Raw genomic sequence first — 18766 nt, forward strand, 5'->3', positions numbered from 1 at the left:
TTCTCATTTGGTCAGCCGCATTCCGGTTTCCGCATCGAAAAGATGCAGGCGATCGGGATTGAACCGCACTCGTAGATCGCTGCCCGGCCGGCTGGCGATGCGCTCGCGAAACACCCCGCTCATTGTCGCGCCGGCGATCGTCAGCGTTACGTGGGTTTCCGATCCGGTCGGTTCGATAGTGACGATCGAGCCCGCGATCCCCCCGTCGTCGAGAAACATATCTTCGGGCCTGACGCCGAGCTTGACAGGCTGTCCTTCAGCCGCGCCGCGCGTAGAGCCGAGCGGTATCTGCGTTCCGTCCGAGGCACTGAATTGGCCATTCTCGATACGGCCATCAACGATGTTCATGGCCGGAGAGCCGATGAATTCGGCGACGAACAAGTTCACCGGCTCATCATAAAGCTCCAGCGGCGAGCCGATCTGCTCGACGATGCCGTCATGCATCACCACAATCCGATCAGCCATTGTCATGGCTTCGATCTGGTCGTGCGTTACATAGATTGTGGTCGTGCCCAGCCTCTGGTGCAGCGCCTTGATTTCGGTGCGCATTGCGACGCGAAGCTTGGCATCGAGATTTGAAAGCGGCTCGTCGAACAGGAAAACCTGTGGATCGCGCACGATGGCGCGCCCCATAGCAACTCGCTGCCGCTGTCCACCCGAAAGTTGACGCGGATACCGGTCAAGCAAGCTTTCCAGGCCAAGGATGCGTGCTGCATCGTTGACGCGTCGCTCTATTTCTTCCTTGGGCGTGCGGGCCAGATGAAGTGAAAACCCCATGTTCTGAGCGACAGTTTTGTGCGGATAAAGCGCATAGCTTTGAAAGACCATCGCGATATCGCGTTGCTTGGGCGCCAAGTCGTTGACCACCCGATCGGAAATCGAGATCGTCCCACCCGAAATGTCCTCCAGGCCGGCGATCATGCGCAAAAGCGTGGATTTTCCGCATCCTGAAGGGCCGACAAGAATGACGAATTCCCCGTCGGCAATATCAAGCGAAACACCATGAAGAATCTCCACAGCGCCGTATGACTTGCGAGCATCCCTTATCGATACCGTACCCATTGTCAGTTCCCGTATGTCGCGTTTGAGTGAGTTGAGGTGGCTTTAGTCGTCCCAGGCAGGTGCCTTTTCGGGATCGATCATCCGCTCGCCGCGATCGAGCGCGCGAATGGCTGCTATATCGTCGGCGTCCAGGGTCAGCGTCGCTGCGGCCATGTTCTGGCGCAGGCGCTCGCTGTTGGACGATGCTGGAATAACCACGTGTCCCTCGGCCATCAGAAAGGCCAGCGAAACGGCACCCGCCTGCACGCCGTGTTTGTCAGCGATTCCGGTCAGTACTGGTTCCTCGCTCACCTTTCCTTTCGCAAGCGGCATGTAGGCTGTAAGCGTTAGGCCCTTTGCCCTGGCGTATGTGGAGAGCTTGGGGGACTGCAGGAAAGGGTGCAGCTCGACCTGGTTGGTGCTCAACGCATCCGTTCCAAGGAGCGTTTGCGCCTTGTCGAGCAGCGCTATCGGAAAATTTGAAACGCCGATCCTTTTTGCCATACCCTTGTCGCGTGTTTCCGCCAGGGCGCCCATGTAGTCTTCGAAAGGGACAGCATCCTTCTCGGAGGGCCAATGAATAAGCAGCAGGTCGATAGTGTCGACGCCGAGGATTTCCAGGCTCCGCTCCACGCTGGGCATGAAATCCGCGCGGGCCAGATTGGTATCGGCAACCTTTGTGGTGATGAAGACATCGGAGCGCGGAATGCCTGACCGCCGCACGGCTTCCCCGACGCTCGATTCAGTATCGTAGCTTTGCGCGGTATCGATATGGCGATATCCGATCTCCAGCGCCGCAAGAAGCGCCGCGATCCCCGCTTCACCGGTACGTCCGAATGTGCCAAGGCCCAGTTTGGGAATGCCGTGAGCTGTTGTTGCAATCATGTTTGGACTCCTTGATCTTGGATGGTGCGGCCTCAGCCTTTCGTTGCGCCGGCGGTCATGCCGCCGATGAACAGGCGCTGCATCGAAAGAAAGAGGACCGCGATAGGCACTGTCATGATCATCGACGCGGCCATAACGGCGCCCCAGTCGGTGTTGAATTCAGTTGTGAACTCGGCAAGCCCGATCGGCAGTGTCTTGACAGAGGAATCTGTCGCAAAGGTCAGAGCGAAAATGAACTCGTTCCAGGTCGTGACGAACGAATAGACAAGCACGGCGATGATCCCCGGAACCGAGAGGGGCAGTGTAATTCTAAAGAGCACGCCTATGCGCGAAGACCCATCGATGATGGCCGCTTCTTCGAGTTCGACAGGAATGGCGCGGAAATAGCTCGTAAGCATCCACACAGCCAGCGGCAGGGTGATGATCATGTAGACAAGGATCAGCCCCAGATAGGTGTTCACCAGTCCCAGCGTGCGCAGCGTAACAAACAGGGGCACGATGATGGCTGCGGTTGGCAGCAGCTGGCCGATCAGGATGAAGGACTGGTAATAGCTCTTGCCGCGAAACTTGAAACGGGCGAACCCGTAAGCAGCGAAAATGGCGATGAATAGCGCCAAAGCCGTCGAGCCTATCGATATGATCAGGCTGTTCAGAAAGTAACGTGGCACGTTAGATTCGAACAGAACGGTGCGATAGTTCTCCAGCGTCGGCATGCTGGGAAACCACACAGGTGGAATTGTGTAGAGTTCGCGCAGTTCCTTGATTGAGGATGTCCACATCCACAGGAACGGAAACAGGCAAACTGCGGCAACCAGAGCAGCGCTAACATAGATCAGGGCGAGGCCCGCTTTTGACCGTCTCACCGTGCTGTCTCCTCTTTTGCCGATGACAATTTGATGTAGGTGAGCACGATCGCCATCACGGCGATGAAGAACAGCACGGAGAGGGCCGCTGCCTGATTGAACTGGACCGACTCGAAGGCCAGACGGAAGATCTGGATCGGCGTGATCAGTGTCAGGTTGGCTGGTCCACCTTTGGTTATGGCGTAAATCGTTGTGATGTGGTTGAGCGCCCAGATCACCAGCAGGAGCGTGACGGCAACGATAACCGGACGCACTTGGGGCAGGGTGATGTGCCAGGTTTCGTCGAGAAACGTAGCGCCATCAACACGGGCGGCTTCATAGAGATCCTTGGGGATCGATTGCAGGCCCGCCAGCACCATGATGGAAACGAACGGAAACAGTTTCCAGACATTGATCGCGATCATCGCGGGCATGACTGTGCCAGGGTTGGTCAACCAGCCGACAGGCTCCTCGATGATCCCCGGTGCCGTCAGCATGTAATTTATGATGCCGAACTCGGTGTGGAACATCCATGCCCATGTCAGTGCGGCGACGATGCCCGGCACGACCCAGGGAATAACGGCAATCGAGCGCAGCAAGCCGCGGCCAAAAAACTTCTCGTTGAGCAGAATTGCCGTTGCGGTGCCAAGCACGACCTGCAGGACGACTGACCCGCCGACCCACCACAAGGTGTTGGTAAACGCAAGGGGGGTGGTTCGCGCGCCGAGAACACGCTGGAAGTTTTCGATGCCGACGAAATTACCCTGCGGATCGGACACGCTGAGCAGGCCCGTATACATGACCGGGTAGGCTATTAGCATGGAAAGTACGATCAGCGCAGGCAGCGCAAACAACAGTCCCGGGGATATCCGTCCCATGGCGACACGCTCCAGAATTGAGGGGAGTGAGGCGCCGGCCGGCCTTTCAGCCGGTCGGCGCTCCTGAGGAGGTTATCAGTACTGGTCCAGAAGGTCCTGGATATCGAGTGCAGCATCATCCATGGCGGCCTGAACGTCCTGCTGGCCGATTAGAATGCGCTGAATGCCATCGAAATACGCCTGAGAGATCTGTACCCAGGCCGGATGGTTCGGTACGGGGCGCGTAAATGGCAGCACGGAGCCGTAAACCGCCAGCGAAGGATCCTGGAAGCGTTCCATTTCCATGGCCGACTGACGTGCCGGGAACGTATCGGTATAGACCCCCATGTTCTCCGGGCGGGCCATCCACTCGATGAACAGCTTTGCTTCCTCAGGGTTTGCAGCATCGGTCGGCACGATGAAGCTCCAGCCCCCCAGAATGGCGGATGTGTCCGCGCCTTCTGGATGGGGCATGGCCATTACGCCCAGGTCGATATCTGGATTTTCAGAGGCAATCGAGGCCATGTCGAATTGACCGGCCTGATACATCGATACCGCTTCCGCAATGAACAGGCGACGGTTGGCGGTGCCGTCATTTTCAAGCGTCGAAGAAGGGGATACGCCATGCTCGGTGAGCATGTCGGTGTAGAACTTCACAGCTTCGACTGCTTCTGGCTGATTGACGGTCGCTTCGGTCCCATCTTCTGAAATGATCGAGCCGCCGTTCATCCAGATGAAGGGAAGCGAACGGAAAATCGTGTTGCCGACTTCCCCGCCGCCGGTGATAGCAAAGCCATACTGGCCGTCACCGGTCAGAGCGAGCGCGGCATCGACGAGTTCCGGCCATGTCTGTGGCGGGTTTTCTGGGTCAAGGCCGGCCGCTTCGAAATGGCCGCGATTGAAAATAACGCCAAGACCCTCGGCGCGGAAGGGGAGGGCATAGATTTCGTCGTTCAAACGGACATAATCGAGAGCTGCTGGAATGAAATCGTCCGGATCGTTGACGATGTCTCCGAGCGGCAAGACCAGCCCATTCTGTGCGTAGCCCACGACCCAGCCATGCTGGACATCGATGATGTCGGGGGGTGAGCCTGATTGCAGAGCGGTGATTACCCGCTGAGTCAGGCCATCAGAGGTCGTTTCCTCGACGACGATGTCGATGTCGGGGTGCTCAGCCTCAAACTGTTCAATGAGTTCGACGGCCCGAGGTGCGTGAAAATTGGGCGACCACCATTTGACGGTGCCGGCTGTCGCCGTGCCTGCCACCAAGGCCAGCGTCGATACGGTTGCCGCGAACACGGCAGTGTTTTTCAAGTGCTTCATAATCTCCTCCCTGGGCGTCAAATGCCGCCAGTTAAGCTCGTCATCGAGCCATCCAGATCGCCTCGTGGCGATGTTTGGTTTGAACAGGATTGAACCGGTTTTCGACTCCTCCACGGCGCGACTGCCCTCCAAGACAGTCAATTTTATCAGTTCAAATATGAATTTAACCAGTTCTATTGATAACTATGGGTCAAAAATTCCCCGCTTGTCAACAGCGCCGAAAAGCGGGGAGGGGTGTTCAGTTTTGCGCTTTGCCCAATGTCGCCGAACCGCTTGCGATTCCGGCGGTGTTGATAGTGCCGTCGAACAAAGGAACATTAGTTGGGGCGTAGGGAAACTGGGCACATGCGTCTTCAATCAACTCGACGCCCAGCCCCGGCGCGGTTGGCGCCAGCAGCATTCCGTTTTCAAAGACGAGTGTTTCGCGCACCAGTGCCTTCCGCCATGGCACATCGATGGAAACTGTTTCGAAAAGCATGAAGTTGGGTATGGCGATGGCTGTATGAAGCGTCATTGCATTCATCACCGGACCCACCGGATTGTGGGGCGCGACCGGTATCAGGCTGGCATGTGCCATGTGAGCGATGCGTTTGGTTTCCGCCAGGCCCCCGGCGTGGGATACGTCTGGCTGCAAGATGTCGACGGCTTCTTTCTGTAGCGCCTCGAGAAAGCGCGCCGGCTCGTACCAACGTTCACCGGCAGCAATCGGAACCGGGCTGGCACGGCGAACCTGGGCAAGGGCATCTATATTTTCTGGCGGAGTCGGTTCTTCGATCCAGGCGAGGTCGTAGGGCTCCAGCGCCCTGCACATGGCGATGGCCGTTGGCACGTTGAGGCGGCCATGGACGTCAAGCATGAGGTCAATATCGGGGCCGACAGCTTCGCGCACTGCCGCAACGATATCGATGGTTTTTCCGCGTTCGGCGCGGGTCATCTCAAGATCTGCAGCTTCGAACGGATCCCATTTGAGGGCCTGGTATCCCATCGCTACGGCCTTTTTTGCCGCTATTGCATATTGGTCCGGGGTGGTCGCGCCGAAATACCAATGGTTGGCATAGCACTTCACGCGGTCACGATGCTGTCCGCCCAGCAATTGATAGGCAGGAACGTTAAGCGCCTTGCCCTTGATGTCTAGCAGGGCAGCGTCGATAGCGCCTAGCGCCGTGCGAAAAACGGCCCCCGTCCGCCAATAGCTGTCCCGGTGCATCTCTTCGATGAGCGCGTCGGTAGCAAATGGGTCTCTGCCGACAAGGACGCGTTCCAGTTCTTCAAGTGCGGCAACTATGGTCAGTGTTTTCCATTCAAGCGTCGCCTCGCCGACCCCATCGATCCCGTCATCCGTATAGATCTTGACGAAAACAAAATTGGTGCGCTGCACGTTGGCCACGAACGTTTTGACGGCCGTAATCTTCATTTTCCGGTCTCCTGGGGCTGGGACTCGAAAACAGCCTCCAGCATGGTCCTGTAATCGTCCGGCGTTGCTGCGCGTGGGTTGGTTGCGTGGCTGTGGTCAGCCATTGCACGCTCGATAATCCAGTCGAATTGCGAGCGTTGCACGCCCAGAGCATGCAAGCCTTTGGTGATGCCCAGTTTCATGTTCAAATTGTTAAGCGCTTGCGCAAGGTCTTCCTTTTCATCCAGGCCCATGGCGCGTTTGAGGTTGTGCATCTTTTCGCCGACTGCGTCGCTGTTGAATCGCACGACGACCGGCATTAGCAGTGCGTTGAGTGTGCCATGGTGGAGCTTGGGCTCTGCCAGTCCACCCAGCGCGTGGCTCAGCGCATGGACGGCCCCGAGGCCCTTCTGGAATGAAAGTCCGCCCTGGAGCGCGCCGAGCATCAATTCGGTGCGGGCCGGAAGATCGCCTCCGTCCGTAAACGCTGTCAGCAAATTCCTCCAGATGCGCCCGGCGCCATCGAGGGCAATGGCTTCGGCCACTGGATTGAAGCGCGGTGAGCAGTAGGTTTCGATGCAATGGGACAGGGCGTCGAGGCCGGTCGCTGCAGTCAGGCCGGGTGGCAGGCCGAGTGTGAGGTCAGGGTCGCAGATGGCTTGGCGCGGAATCAGATGCGGGCTGATGAAGCCAAGCTTGCGTCCGTCATGCAATGTCAGCAATGCCGCCCGGCCCACCTCGGCGCCGGTTCCGGCGGTGGTCGGGATGGCGATGATAGGTGCGACATCCGCAGTAATCCGTTCGATCCCGCCATATATTGCTGCGTATTGTTCGAGCGGCTCGGGGTGTGTCGCCAGCAGGGCCACGCCTTTGGCGAGATCTATCGGCGATCCGCCGCCCAGCGCAATGATGCCGTCACAATCGTTGGCCTTGTAGGTGGCGAGAGCGGCCAGCACTGCAGACTCGGTGGGGTTGGACGGCGTATCAAGAAATTGGGTTGCGTTGGGCAATTGATCGGCAATCCGTTTGACGAGCCCAGTGGCCACTAGTCCTTGATCCGACACGATGAGGGGGCGAACCATTTTGTTGCTGGCAACGGCCGATGGCAGTTCGGCGATGCTTCCGGAGCCGAAATCGATGGCTGTGAGATATGTAATCCGGGCCATGGTGTCTATCGACCCCGCCGTGCAATTACCTCAGCCTGCATGCCTTCCGGTGACATTTCCATAAGCTCGATCCGGTGCCCGTCCGGGTCTTGAATCCATGCTTGGTGGTTTCCATCGGCGCCCTGGACCACTGGTCGGAAGAGTTCAACCCCCGCAGCTGCAAGTTCCTTGGCTGCCTGGTTGATGTCGGGAACTTCAAGGCACATGTGGTTGTATCCTGTTGCCTCGGCGCCCGGCGCGCGGTCCCCCTCGCCTTCGGGAAAGATCTCAAGATACTGCGTGTCGGTCAGCCGAAGGTAGATAATCCAAAGTCGGCCATCCCGCTCGAGCCGGAACATTTCTTCAAAGCCCAGTTTTCCGACATAAAAGCCAAGCGTCGCTTCGACATCTGTGACTTTGATGGCAATGTGGGTAATGCGACTGACTGTCAGCATGAAAGTTTGCCTCCCCGGCAAATGTTGGTGGGCGGATCGACAGGCATGCGATCGTCGTCTGTGCCTGCAACACTTCGCGTTGCTCCTCCCGGAGGCTGCGAAGCTGTGTATGAATTATTCAGATTTGAACTTTGTCAGTTCAATTTTATATGCTAGAGAGAGACATGTAATTGTCAACTGGAGAATGTCGCGCATGGTCGCAGCGGTCGAGGAAGCTTCCAGCAAACACACAATTCCGGTAATCGATCGGATGATGGAGGTGCTCACAGCGATCGAGCAGCGACCGGCCGGTATGAACATCCGTGAATTGACCGCCGAGTTGGGCCTCCCGCGCACCACAGTGTATCGGATCGTCAACACACTCCAGCATCACGAGATGGTTCGCCGCGACGATGCGGGCATCTACCATTTGGGGCGCCGGCTCCTTACCTTCGCGTCCCACGTCGCCTCCCGTGCCAGCGAGCTTGATCTTGTCAGCATCTGCCAGCCGCATCTTGACCGGCTGGCCAGTGAGCTTGGCGAAGGGGTCAAGCTCAGTGTTCTCGATGATGCTGGCATTCTTGTTCTCGCCGCTGCACAGGGGCGGCGCGAATACGCGCTTACCGTGGCTGCCGGGCAGCGCATGCCCATTCATGCCGGAGCAGCCAGCAAGCTCCTGCTCGCCTATCTTGAACCCGATGCGCTCGACTATTGGCTGGGAAAGCCTCTGGCCGCCTTCACCGCAAAAACCTTGACCGACCCCAAGAGGTTACGCACCGAGCTTGGCCGCATTCGTAGGCTGGGCTGGGCTCAGGACAAAGGCGAAAATGCGCCTTCAATTCACGCCTACGCAGTGCCGGTCAAAAAGCGGAGCGGCCAGCTTGTCGGCGCTCTGAGTGTGCCCTTTCTGGCTGGAGCCGAACCCAGCCGCATGGAGGAAATTCGCCTGGCTGCTCTGGCGGCGGCGGAATCGATAAATCTGGATATGCCTGAATAAAGGCCCTTGGGAGGAAGCATGAAGATCGTAGACCTGCGATGTGCAATCATCGGCAGGAGCCCGGTAGTGAGAATTGTCACCGATGAGGGCGTTTCAGGATATGCACAGGCCGAAACCTGGAAACCCTATCTCAAGCCTCATATTCTTGCTCTGCGCGACGCGCTGCTTGGCGAAGATCCGAGGCTGGTTGAGCGCGTCATGCGCAAGATCCGCCAGCGCGGAGGGTTCAAACCGTGGGGGAGTGCCGTCAGCGTTATCGAGATGGCGCTCTGGGATCTTGCCGGAAAAGCTGCAGGCTTGCCGGTGCATCGACTCCTGGGCGGAAAGGTCCGTGACACTGTGCGGGTCTATAATGGTGCTGTCCGGTTTCCGATGGCCGGACACGAGCCTGAAGATTACGCTGCCGATATCGAAAAGATGATGCAGAGCCGGGAAGGCTTCACGATCATCAAGCAGCCAATCGGCTTTCACTCGGACATGAAGCGCTCGATCCCCGATTTCTACTACGGAAATCCGACGCCCAGCCCGTTGCATGGCGCCCTCGATCGTGGACCGGTGACCGAAAGAGGCATCAACCATGTGGTCGAATGCGTGGCTGCAATGAAGCAGGTGACCGGGGACAAGGTCGGTCTCGCGCTTGACTGCGGTCCCGGATGGATGCTCGCCGATGCCATTAAGCTGGCCCGTCGGCTCGAGCCCTATTGCCTGCTGTGGATCGAAGATCTGCTCTCGGGCGACTACACCCCTTGGGTCGATGCTGGCAGCTACAGGGAACTCACGCGCGCTTCAGCCACTCCGATCCACACTGGTGAGCAGATCTATCTGAGGCACAATTTCAAAGACTTGATTGAGCAGCATGCCGTCCATGTCGTGGGGCCGGACCCCGCCGATGTCGGCGGCATTGCCGAGCTGAAATGGATCGCCGAGTTTGCCGATCTGCACGGCATTATGATGGCGCCCCATGGTACGGCAAACGGGTTGCTTGGGCTGGGCGCACTGGTTCAGGTCTGCGCCACATTGCCTGACAATTTCATAGCCTTTGAATATACGATCGGCGATCCGGCATGGTGGTATGACATTGTCGAGGGCTTGCCCGATCCTGTCGTCTCCGATGGACACATGCTGGTTTCAGATCGTCCTGGCATGGGCGTGGACCTCATACCCGAGAAGGCACAGGCCTATCTTGCCGACGAGGATCGCGATTTTTTCGCATAGCATCGGTTGATGCCCGGCCGCTGCGTTGCGGGTGGGCACACCCCCAATAAAAAGGATCGGCCTGCTGAGATTGGGGGCTCAAAGGTGCAGACCGATCCCGCCCCCGTAGCGGGGAGGTCCGCCGCAACCGAAGGCCGCCACGTTCTCGTGAGCTATTGTGGCAATGTTGGGGCTGGAGCCGTCCAAACATGACGCCTTGGGTTCATCTTTCGAATCCCTTTAGGATGAACACCAAAGCGGAGTGCCTCATGCAGTTTGTCAAAATCGACGACGCCGTCCTTCATTATCAGGTCATCGGCGGCCCTGAAAATGGGCCGGTACTGGTGTTCGCCAACGCGCTCGGCACCGATTTTCGGATCTGGCGCGATGTTATTGTCAGGCTGGTCGGCAAGTTCACGATTCTGACCTATGACAAGCGCGGCCATGGCTTGTCAGAGACCGGTGAGGGCCCTGTAACAATAGAACGTCACGCCGAGGATCTCGCCGCGATCATGGACCATGCCGGGCTTGGATCGGCCATCATATGTGGCTTGTCGGTTGGCGGGCTGATCGCTCAGCAGCTCTATATCGACCGGCGCGATCTGGTGTCGGCACTCGTGCTTTGCGATACAGCCGCACGGCTCGGAACGCCTGACAGTTGGAATCATCGCATCGCAACTGTTGAGGCCAATGGAATTGCCGCGTTGAGTGAAACCGTGATGCCCAACTGGTTCACGTCGGCGTTTCGTTCCGAGCGCGGCGCAGAGCTTTCCGGGTATCGCACGATGCTCGAACGTCAGCCCGTTGGTGGCTACATCGCGACATGCGCAGCCCTTCGCGATGCGGATCTGCGTGAAAAGGCACGCCAGATCGGTGTTCCCTCGATTTGCATTGTGGGCGAACATGATGGCTCAACCCCGCCCGAAATCGTCGCCGAGCTTGCCAAATCGATCCCAGGTTCGCGGTTTGAAGTCATCAAGGGAGCCGGACACATGCCATGCGTCGAAACGCCTGAGCAGTTGGCCGACATCATCAACACCTTTACCGGCGGGCTTGCCAGGCGTCCCACGCTCAATTGATCCGATTGCTTTCGATCAATTCGCAAATGCCACCGGCAACCTTTTTCCGCCAGGCTGCTTTTGGGTTGCAAAGGACGCTTCAATGACGCGGCAGCCAGCGCCGCCCGCAAGCGTCATATTGGCGCCATGCAAACCTGATGGCGTACGAATACGACAACCCAGAGCGGAGGATGGGTATGGCCGAGTTCGAGTATCGTGGATTTCGGGTGAGGACGATTTTCGAAAAGGATTGGAAAATCCGGATGTGGCCGCCGATCCGGCCGGCGCAGGCGATCGACAGGATTAGTGCCAGCTATGCTGAAGGCGAAACGGCCTGCCGCAACCGCGCCACACGCGCAATCGATGCCTTTATGGAGCAGGTGGCCACGCGCGATGGCCGCCCGCATGGTCGAGGACTTACGGAATGACCAGATTTCCTCCGGGCACACCAAATGCCAGAGGGTCTTCGTCAGCAAAGACGTAATTGCCTGCTTCGATCTTTTCGATCAACTGCGCAGCCCATTTGTGGCTGTACTCCGAGTGGTATGTCCAGAAATGCAGAAGCACTTCGACGTGCCGGGGCAGCGCCTCGGCGCCGGTAAACGATACCCCCTCAGTTGCAGCATTGGCTTCCTGCTTCTGTCCAGCCAGCGTTTCCAGGCGCGTTTTCAAAAGCTCGAGAACTTTCGCTCGCGGCAGCGCGGACATGAGCACAATGCCGGCGCATAACATGTCGGGTCGCGGCTGGGGTATAGCCAGGGCCTTTTCCATCATCTTGTAAAATTCGGCGTCGCCCAACTCGGTAATCGCATAGTCGGTGCGCGCCAGCGTGGACTCTGAGGCGGGTATTTCGATCTCGTCAAGAAACCCGTCTTTGGAAAGTTGTCGCAACGCATGATAAATAGAGCCGGTCTTCGTGTTTGCCCATTGATCAGCACTCCAGGCCAAGAGTTCTTGCCCTATCAAATAGCCATGTGCTCGTTTGTGGGCACGGACAAAGGCAAGAACAAGCAATCGTGTGGCCGACATAAAGTACCTCCTCGGCACATATTACGCAACGCAGCGACATCCCCCAATGTCGTTATCTCAAGTGAATAGCTGTCTATGGTGCTGAACAGCGGCTGAATAGTCAAATCAGCGTGCGTTCAACAGCTTTACCCGAAAAATACAAACATAAGTTGAACCTCGCGATATGCGCTTTTGGGGATTGTAAATGTCACTCTCGTCTCGTCTTGCTCTTCCGGCCATGGTCGGCGGCCTTGTTCTTGTTATTGCATCGGGAATTTTCGCGCCGCCGGTCCAGGCGCGTGGCTATCAGGTGGACACCCTGGCACAGATTACCGGTGTCGCTGCCTGGGACCATCTCAACGTCCGGCGCTGGCCCGCTTCGTACTCCCGGAAGGTCGGTTATCTCAGCCCACACGAACATGTCTGGGTCGAGCGCTGCATTCAGGTTGAGCGCTCTTCAGATTGGTGTCTGGTAGAGCGTGATACGATCAAGGGTTGGGTGAACTCCCGATATCTTACGCCGCGCTGACGCTTTCTCTCTGACCTCCTCACTTGACTTTCCCCGCGAGCTGCGGTCCACCCGGACCATCATTTCGTGGGGTTTTTTATGACAGCCAATCCTGTTCTGGCGCACACATTGCGTGGAAACTGGATCGAAAACCGTCATCGCGGCGCCATCTGTGTTTCGGACGCAGAGGGTAATATCTTGGCGTCCATTGGGGACGTCGCTGCAGACGTCTTTCCACGCTCGGCAATCAAGTCCATGCAAGCGCTGCCGATTTTTGCCACTGGCGCCAATGTTCGCTACGGCCTTGCCGGCCCGGCAATTGCGCTAAGTTGTGCTTCTCATAATGGCGAACCGGCGCATGCCGAACTTGCAGCTTCGATGTTGGCCGCAATCGATCTCGATGAGACTGCTCTTGAGTGCGGCGCCCATCCCCCGATCGACCCTGCAGCGCGAAAGGCACTATTCGCTCAGGGCGGCAAACCCAGTACTCTGCACAACGCATGTTCAGGCAAACATTCGGGCATGCTTGCCGTCGCCCGCGCGCTCGGCGAGGATACAAAGGGGTATTCCACCCGGATGCACCCGGTTCAGCAGCGCGTCAGGCAGGCTGTCGAAGAGGTTCTTGACTATCCGCTAACCGAATCCAGATGCGGGACTGATGGGTGCTCCATTCCCACCTGGGCGGCACCCATTCATGCAATCGCCCGAGGCTTTGCCCGCATGGCCAGCGGTACCGGTTTGAGCGAGCAGACAGCGGCTGCGGCTCGGGAAATCTTTGCCGCAGCCACGAGCCACGCATTTCTCGTCGGCGGGACGGGCACATTTGATTCTGAGGCCATGGCGGCATTCGATGGTCGTTTAATGCTCAAATTCGGTGCCGACGGAATCTACTGCGGGGCGCTGGTCGATAGCGGCATCGGGTTTGCGCTAAAATGCGATGACGGCAGCGTTCCAGCCGCAACCGCTATGGCTGCCGCCTTGCTGCTTGAAATTGCCAGCCCAACGCCAGAGCAGACCAAAATCCTTCAAACGCGCGCGCGCCAGGACCAGCGGAACTGGGCCGGTCACGAAGTAGGGTATATCGAGGCCACCGAAGCTGCCCGCCTCAAACTCTAGAACTGCGCTCCGGCGCAATCACTGGCGATGAACGACATAGCTCGGCTCGCTTCGCATGTGTTGAGATTAAAGTGAGCGGTTGCCGTCCATCACGATCAGCGGAAAGCGTTCGGCTTCGGCAGCCAGGTCGTTGGAAACCGTTTCATGCCAGGCTGCGCCAACCATGGCCTGTCGGCGAGCGCCGATGATCGTGTTGCCTGTGACAGTCGCCGTGCCGGCCCCTTCGGCCACGCTTACTGCAATCCCTACGTCGATGTCTCGGACAAGGTTGCCATTGATCGTGACGTCCCGCAGGAAGGGCCCCCATCCTGCGGTTATCCCGGTTCCGGGAACATTTTCGACAACGTTGTCGGAGATGATCGCATCGGCCTCCGCCGCAATGCCGTAAGGCGCATCGAGATCAGGGTTGGTTTCGGATCGCGCGTAGAGGTTGCGCACGATATTGCCGGTGCAGACCGCCAGCCGGCCGCCATCGTTGAAATTGGTCATCGATATGCCGGCAGCTGCGCCGTCGATAATGTTGCCGGAGATGATTGAGCCGGTGAAGGAGAACTCGGAAAAGACGGCGACTTCACCGCTCGCAACACAAACATTGCCTGAAATCTGGGTGTTGTTTGTCGCGTTGAGCCTTATGGCCGAAAATGCGCAGTCGGAGATATGGTTGTCCGACACGATGACCTCATCGGCCCTGAAGATGTTGATGCCGTTCCCGTTCTGACCATTGCCCCCGTCTGCCCAGTCGATAGCGTTGATCCTGTTGCCCGAGATGATCGTCCCGTCAGCGCCGGCTTCCCCGCGCCAAACCCTTATCCCCCCATTGTGGCAGCGCGATATTGTGTTGCCGCTCACGAAGACACCGGCTCCATCGTAGATAAACAGCCCCGTGTAAGCGCTACCGCTGATCTGGCAGTTGTCGACGCGTCCAGAGGTGCCGAGCAGGGAAATCCCGTTAAGGCCGGTGTTGGCAATCGCGCAGTCACGGATGGTGACGTTCTCGCATTTGGAAAAATGGACAAGCCCGCGGTGCCAGAGTTCGCCACCAGCCCCGCTGCCGTCGAGCGAGAGCCCGCTCACAACAATGTCGCTTTCGTCCTCCGCACCGAGCAGGGGATCATCGCCCAAATGGATCAGCTCGGTGGCGCCGGGTACGCCTGAGAGCATGAACCGAGAAGGCAGACGCAGGCCGCGGGTGGCGAATTGTCCCGCCGGCAGCGACAAGTGACCTGTATTTGCTGCGCTATCGATCGCCGACTGCAAAGCATCGGTCATGTCGGTCCCGGCAGAAGGGGAGGACGCGATAGTCTGGGCCTTCCCGGCTCGCATCATAATCGAACCTGAGAGGGTGGGGATAAGTGTCGCTGCTAAAAATTTGCGCCGGCTGGTTTTCATTATTCACTCCCGTTTCGGCAACTAAGGGGTAAATTTCACTCAACTCCATAGTTTTTACGCGCAATAGTGAATCCTTGCGGTGCGCACTCGCAGCCCGTTATAGAAGAGTCCCGCTGTTGAATCGGACCCTGCCTATGCTCGTCGACGACGCCGTTTATCTGGGAACAAGCACCCGGCCCGAATACCTCCATCTCGGTTACGGCAATCGCCACGGCCTGATAACTGGGGCGACCGGAACGGGAAAAACCGTTACCCTTCAGATACTTGCAGAAGGGTTCTCTCGCGCCGGCGTTCCCGTGTTCTGCGCGGATGTCAAAGGCGATGTTGCAGGGTTGGCAAAGCCTGGGGAACCCAAGGACTTTTTGGCTGAACGCGCCGAAAAGATTGGCTTTTCCGACTACGCTTTCGAGGGCTTTCCGACGATTTTCTGGGACCTTTTCGGTCGCCAGGGCCACCCGGTCCGCACCACTGTTTCCGAAATGGGACCGCTGCTGCTCTCGCGCATGCTCGACCTCAATGCCACACAAGAAGGGATCCTCAACGCAACCTTCAAGCTGGCGGATGATGAGGGTCTTTTACTTCTTGATTTCAAAGACTTGCGTGCTCTGCTCGCGCATGTTTCAGAGCGACGTGCCGAGCTCTCTGCCCTCTACGGCAACATCTCGACGGCCTCCGTCGGCGCCATTCAGCGCGCCCTGCTTGTGCTAGAACAACAGGGCGCTGAGAACTTTTTCGGCGAACCAGCTCTCAAGATTTCAGACCTGATGCGCACCGACACGCAGGGGCGCGGCTACATCTCGATCCTTGCCGCCGACGACCTTATGCGCGCACCCAGGCTCTACGCGATGTTCCTGCTCTGGTTGCTGTCCGAGCTGTTTGAACACCTCCCCGAAGTTGGCAATCCCGACAAACCAAAGCTTGTGTTCTTTTTCGACGAAGCCCACCTGCTTTTCGACGAAGCGCCCAAGGTGTTGCTCGACAAGATCGAGCAGGTGGTCAAACTCGTGCGTTCAAAAGGGGTTGGCATCTATTTTGTTACGCAGAATCCTGCCGACGTGCCCGAAGGTGTTCTCTCGCAGCTGGGCAACCGCATCCAACACGCCTTGCGTGCCTACACGCCCAAGGAACAGAAAGCCGTAAGGATCGCCGCCGAGACGTTCCGTCCGAATCCAGCTTTCGACACAGCCGAAGTCATTACGCAGTTGGGCACAGGCGAGGCTCTGGTCTCCGTGCTCGAAGACAAAGGTATTCCCTCGATCGTTGGTCGCACGCTTATCCGGCCGCCATCCTCTCGCATGGCACCAATCACGCCTGACGAGCGCGCAATAGTGGTTGCGGGTAGCCCAGTGGCAGGCGTTTACGACACTAATATAGATCGTGAATCTGCCTATGAGCTTCTTGATGCCCGTGCTGCCGATGCGCTGCGCGAGGCCGAGATTGCCGCGCGCGAAGCCGAGCTGGAAAAGCTCGAAGCGGCACAAGCCAAGAAAGTCGCGAGACGTTCGACCCGCCAAACGCCGATGGAAGCCGCGCTGAGCAGCTTTGCTCGAACTGTGGCCCGCCGTGCCGGCGATTCCTTCGTCCGCAGCGTGCTTGGCACGCTCACCAGGGGGCGTTAGCCGCATGGCAAAGCTCAGCGCCGTTGCTGTGTTCGCCGATACTGGCGTAACCGCCCACCAGGCACTCTATCGCCAGGCAGGCGCAACCATTGCCCGCAACAATGCTCATCTCCATTGCATCGCGCGCAACGGGCAATGGCCCCGGACACTGGTTGAATCTGCTCTTGCCAGTGGCGGCCGGGTTACAGTCGCAACCGGCCCTGTGGCTCGACGGCTTGATGTGCCTCAAGGCGTTGAAATCATTGTGGAAGAGACCGAGGCGGCTGCGGTGGCGCGTATAGTGAAATCCGGTCAGGCGATGATTGGTTTGCCTGGCGGCATCGAGACTATCGCTGCGCTATATTCAGCCTGGGTTGCAGCAGGTGGTGCGCAAAGCAGCCGACCCGTCGGTCTTCTCAACCAGAGCAGGGCTTATGAGGTGGTGAGGGGGTTCGCCGGCGACGTTGCCGCAGTCGGGCATGGTAATATCGATGCTCTCATCCAGATATCGGAAACGTTCGATGATCTTTGGAACCGGCTGACCCGCCTGGTTTAGGGCAGCGCGCAGTCTAGCCGACGCGACTAAGCGACTGGCTGATCCGGCTGCTGCTCGCGCATTGCCTTATGGGCGAGAAACGAGACAATGTTTTCGCCGCGTCTCTCAACAGGAATTGTACGGGTATCATCCAGAGATACCCGGTTTCGCCGTTCCGGTCCGACATAATAGGGCTCGGCGCTGACATAGGTTGTCGTCCCATCGGCCAACCGCGCTGCAATCCGTTCCTCAAGGTATACCGGGCTCATCGGCTTGACGATCACCTCGTCTATGCCTGCTTGTACGCACTTGCGTCGCATGCCCGCGTCCACCTTGCGGCTTAAGGCGATGATCTGCACATGCCGAGAGGCAAGGTCGTCTCCATTGCGGATCGAGAGCGCAACGTCCGCTGCCGTAACCCGGTCGAGATCAAAGTCGGTGACCAGCAGCGCCAGGGGCGCAATGCGCATATAATCGGCCAACGCGCGATGGTCTGAGAACTCTCTAACCCGCCAGCGGCTCCCGCGTCGCAAGGTTGCAGCCAGAACAGATGCCAATGCCGGGCTGTTGGAAAGGACGGCAACGGTAGGGACTGGCAACACGGGCGGCTCATTTGCGGGTAACGTCAATGGTTACCCAAGCCTTAACACGCGTTGGTGCCAGCCGGAAGATGTCAGTTCAAGTAACCTTAAAGCATATGGCCCGCCTGTGGACAGGCGGGCCATATGTTGTTGTTCTAAATCGCTTAAATTACGATGCAGCCTCGTGGAGCTCTGCAACGTAATCCCAGTTCACGAGGTTGTCGAACCAGGCCTCGAGGTATTTCGGACGCGCGTTGCGGTAGTCGATGTAGTAGGAGTGTTCCCACACATCCACGCCCAGAAGCGGTGTGCCGCCATGGACCAGCGGGTTCTCGCCATTGGCAGTCTTGGTCACAGTAAGCTTGCCGTCTTTGAGCGTGAGCCATGCCCAGCCCGAACCGAACTGACCGGCGCCGGCCGCCAGAAAGTCGTCACGGAATTTATCGAACCCACCGAGGTCAGAATCAACAGCGGCCTGCAGCTTGCCCGGGAGGGATTTGCCGCCACCATTCGGCTTCATCCACTTCCAGAAATGGATGTGATTGAAATGCTGGCCGGCATTGTTGAAAAGCGGCTGATTCTTGCCGAAGCTTTCCCTGACGATGTCTTCCAGGCTCTTGCCTTCAAGGCCCGAGCCTTCTAGCAATTTGTTGCCATTGGTCACATAGGCCTGATGGTGCTTGTCATGATGAAACTCAAGTGTTTCAGCCGACATGTATGGGCCAAGTGCATCATAGGCATAAGGCAGGTCGGGAAGTGAAAAGCTCATTGGAGGGCCTCCTTAAAGGGTTCTGAAAATCTCGCGCCTGGCTAATTTACCAAGCTAATACTTCTTATATACCGATGGCGTGACACCGGTGCA

Annotated in this window: 20 protein-coding genes; 8 read left to right on the forward strand and 12 right to left on the reverse strand. The window is 58.0% G+C overall.

Annotation, left to right across the window (positions count from 1 at the left end):
• Positions 1-3 precede the first annotated feature (3 nt).
• From ACN0TA_RS04585 to ACN0TA_RS04620, 8 genes are all read right to left on the reverse strand, one after another.
• Positions 4-1062 (reverse strand): ABC transporter ATP-binding protein, encoded by a 1059-nt coding sequence (locus ACN0TA_RS04585; RefSeq protein WP_417580253.1) that lies wholly within the window; start codon positions 1060-1062, stop codon positions 4-6.
• A 42-nt stretch (positions 1063-1104) separates the two neighbouring features.
• Entirely contained in the window at positions 1105-1926 is an 822-nt protein-coding gene (locus tag ACN0TA_RS04590; RefSeq protein ID WP_417580255.1) for an aldo/keto reductase, read from the reverse strand.
• Positions 1927-1958: 32 nt separating this feature from the next.
• Positions 1959-2789 carry a carbohydrate ABC transporter permease gene (locus tag ACN0TA_RS04595; protein WP_417580257.1) on the reverse strand — a complete coding sequence of 277 codons (831 nt, stop codon included), beginning with the start codon at positions 2787-2789 and terminating at the stop codon, positions 1959-1961.
• Positions 2786-3646 (reverse strand): carbohydrate ABC transporter permease, encoded by an 861-nt coding sequence (locus tag ACN0TA_RS04600; protein WP_417580259.1) that lies wholly within the window; start codon positions 3644-3646, stop codon positions 2786-2788. The genes ACN0TA_RS04595 and ACN0TA_RS04600 overlap by 4 nt, the downstream gene beginning before the upstream one ends.
• Before the next feature lie 75 nt (positions 3647-3721).
• Positions 3722-4948 (reverse strand): ABC transporter substrate-binding protein, encoded by a 1227-nt coding sequence (locus tag ACN0TA_RS04605; protein WP_417580261.1) that lies wholly within the window; start codon positions 4946-4948, stop codon positions 3722-3724.
• 238 nt (positions 4949-5186) lie between these two features.
• Positions 5187-6362 carry a mandelate racemase/muconate lactonizing enzyme family protein gene (locus tag ACN0TA_RS04610; protein WP_417580263.1) on the reverse strand — a complete coding sequence of 392 codons (1176 nt, stop codon included), beginning with the start codon at positions 6360-6362 and terminating at the stop codon, positions 5187-5189.
• Entirely contained in the window at positions 6359-7507 is a 1149-nt protein-coding gene (locus ACN0TA_RS04615; protein ID WP_417580265.1) for an iron-containing alcohol dehydrogenase, read from the reverse strand. Before ACN0TA_RS04615 ends, ACN0TA_RS04610 begins: the two co-directional genes overlap by 4 nt.
• Before the next feature lie 5 nt (positions 7508-7512).
• Positions 7513-7941, reverse strand: coding sequence for a VOC family protein (locus ACN0TA_RS04620; protein WP_417580267.1), 429 nt, complete (start codon positions 7939-7941; stop codon positions 7513-7515).
• 193 nt (positions 7942-8134) lie between these two features.
• Here ACN0TA_RS04620 and ACN0TA_RS04625 point away from each other — a divergent pair, with 193 nt between their 5' ends.
• The 4 genes from ACN0TA_RS04625 (at position 8135) to ACN0TA_RS04640 (ending at position 11597) form a co-directional block, all read left to right on the forward strand.
• The gene (locus tag ACN0TA_RS04625; RefSeq protein ID WP_417580269.1) at positions 8135-8917 is read left to right on the forward strand and encodes an IclR family transcriptional regulator; all 783 of its coding nucleotides are present in this window, start codon (positions 8135-8137) and stop codon (positions 8915-8917) included.
• An 18-nt stretch (positions 8918-8935) separates the two neighbouring features.
• The gene (locus ACN0TA_RS04630) at positions 8936-10132 is read left to right on the forward strand and encodes a mandelate racemase/muconate lactonizing enzyme family protein (protein WP_417580271.1); all 1197 of its coding nucleotides are present in this window, start codon (positions 8936-8938) and stop codon (positions 10130-10132) included.
• Positions 10133-10380: 248 nt separating this feature from the next.
• The gene (gene pcaD / locus ACN0TA_RS04635) at positions 10381-11190 is read left to right on the forward strand and encodes a 3-oxoadipate enol-lactonase (RefSeq protein ID WP_417580273.1); all 810 of its coding nucleotides are present in this window, start codon (positions 10381-10383) and stop codon (positions 11188-11190) included.
• 176 nt (positions 11191-11366) lie between these two features.
• Entirely contained in the window at positions 11367-11597 is a 231-nt protein-coding gene (locus ACN0TA_RS04640) for a hypothetical protein (protein WP_417580275.1), read from the forward strand.
• Here the strand turns inward: ACN0TA_RS04640 and ACN0TA_RS04645 are convergent.
• Positions 11587-12198 (reverse strand): PadR family transcriptional regulator, encoded by a 612-nt coding sequence (locus ACN0TA_RS04645; protein WP_417580277.1) that lies wholly within the window; start codon positions 12196-12198, stop codon positions 11587-11589. The two genes, ACN0TA_RS04640 and ACN0TA_RS04645, sit on opposite strands and share 11 nt — an antisense overlap.
• Positions 12199-12382: 184 nt before the next feature.
• On the opposite strand from ACN0TA_RS04645, the gene ACN0TA_RS04650 reads away from it, so the two are divergent.
• Both ACN0TA_RS04650 and ACN0TA_RS04655 read left to right on the forward strand, forming a co-directional pair.
• The gene (locus tag ACN0TA_RS04650) at positions 12383-12706 is read left to right on the forward strand and encodes an SH3 domain-containing protein (RefSeq protein ID WP_417580279.1); all 324 of its coding nucleotides are present in this window, start codon (positions 12383-12385) and stop codon (positions 12704-12706) included.
• A gap of 78 nt (positions 12707-12784) precedes the next feature.
• A complete protein-coding gene (locus tag ACN0TA_RS04655; protein ID WP_417580281.1) occupies positions 12785-13801 on the forward strand; it encodes an asparaginase in 1017 nt (338 codons plus the stop codon).
• A 66-nt stretch (positions 13802-13867) separates the two neighbouring features.
• On the opposite strand, the gene ACN0TA_RS04660 is transcribed toward ACN0TA_RS04655, so the two are convergent.
• Positions 13868-15190, reverse strand: a complete 1323-nt coding sequence (locus ACN0TA_RS04660; protein WP_417580283.1) for a TIGR03808 family TAT-translocated repetitive protein — start codon at positions 15188-15190, stop codon at positions 13868-13870.
• A 134-nt stretch (positions 15191-15324) separates the two neighbouring features.
• Here ACN0TA_RS04660 and ACN0TA_RS04665 point away from each other — a divergent pair, with 134 nt between their 5' ends.
• The gene (locus ACN0TA_RS04665) at positions 15325-16809 is read left to right on the forward strand and encodes a helicase HerA-like C-terminal domain-containing protein (RefSeq protein ID WP_417580285.1); all 1485 of its coding nucleotides are present in this window, start codon (positions 15325-15327) and stop codon (positions 16807-16809) included.
• Positions 16810-16813: 4 nt separating this feature from the next.
• Positions 16814-17344, forward strand: coding sequence for a hypothetical protein (locus ACN0TA_RS04670; protein WP_417580287.1), 531 nt, complete (start codon positions 16814-16816; stop codon positions 17342-17344).
• Positions 17345-17370: 26 nt separating this feature from the next.
• Here ACN0TA_RS04670 and ACN0TA_RS04675 read toward each other — a convergent pair whose 3' ends face one another.
• Both ACN0TA_RS04675 and ACN0TA_RS04680 read right to left on the reverse strand, forming a co-directional pair.
• Positions 17371-17925: a response regulator gene (locus tag ACN0TA_RS04675; protein ID WP_417580289.1), complete on the reverse strand. Its 555-nt coding sequence runs from the start codon at positions 17923-17925 to the stop codon at positions 17371-17373.
• A 148-nt stretch (positions 17926-18073) separates the two neighbouring features.
• Positions 18074-18673 carry a superoxide dismutase gene (locus ACN0TA_RS04680; protein WP_417580291.1) on the reverse strand — a complete coding sequence of 200 codons (600 nt, stop codon included), beginning with the start codon at positions 18671-18673 and terminating at the stop codon, positions 18074-18076.
• Positions 18674-18766 lie beyond the last annotated feature (93 nt).

Origin of the sequence: Pelagibacterium sp., assembly GCF_048264985.1 — a bacterium.
In the GTDB taxonomy this organism is placed as follows: domain Bacteria; phylum Pseudomonadota; class Alphaproteobacteria; order Rhizobiales; family Devosiaceae; genus Pelagibacterium.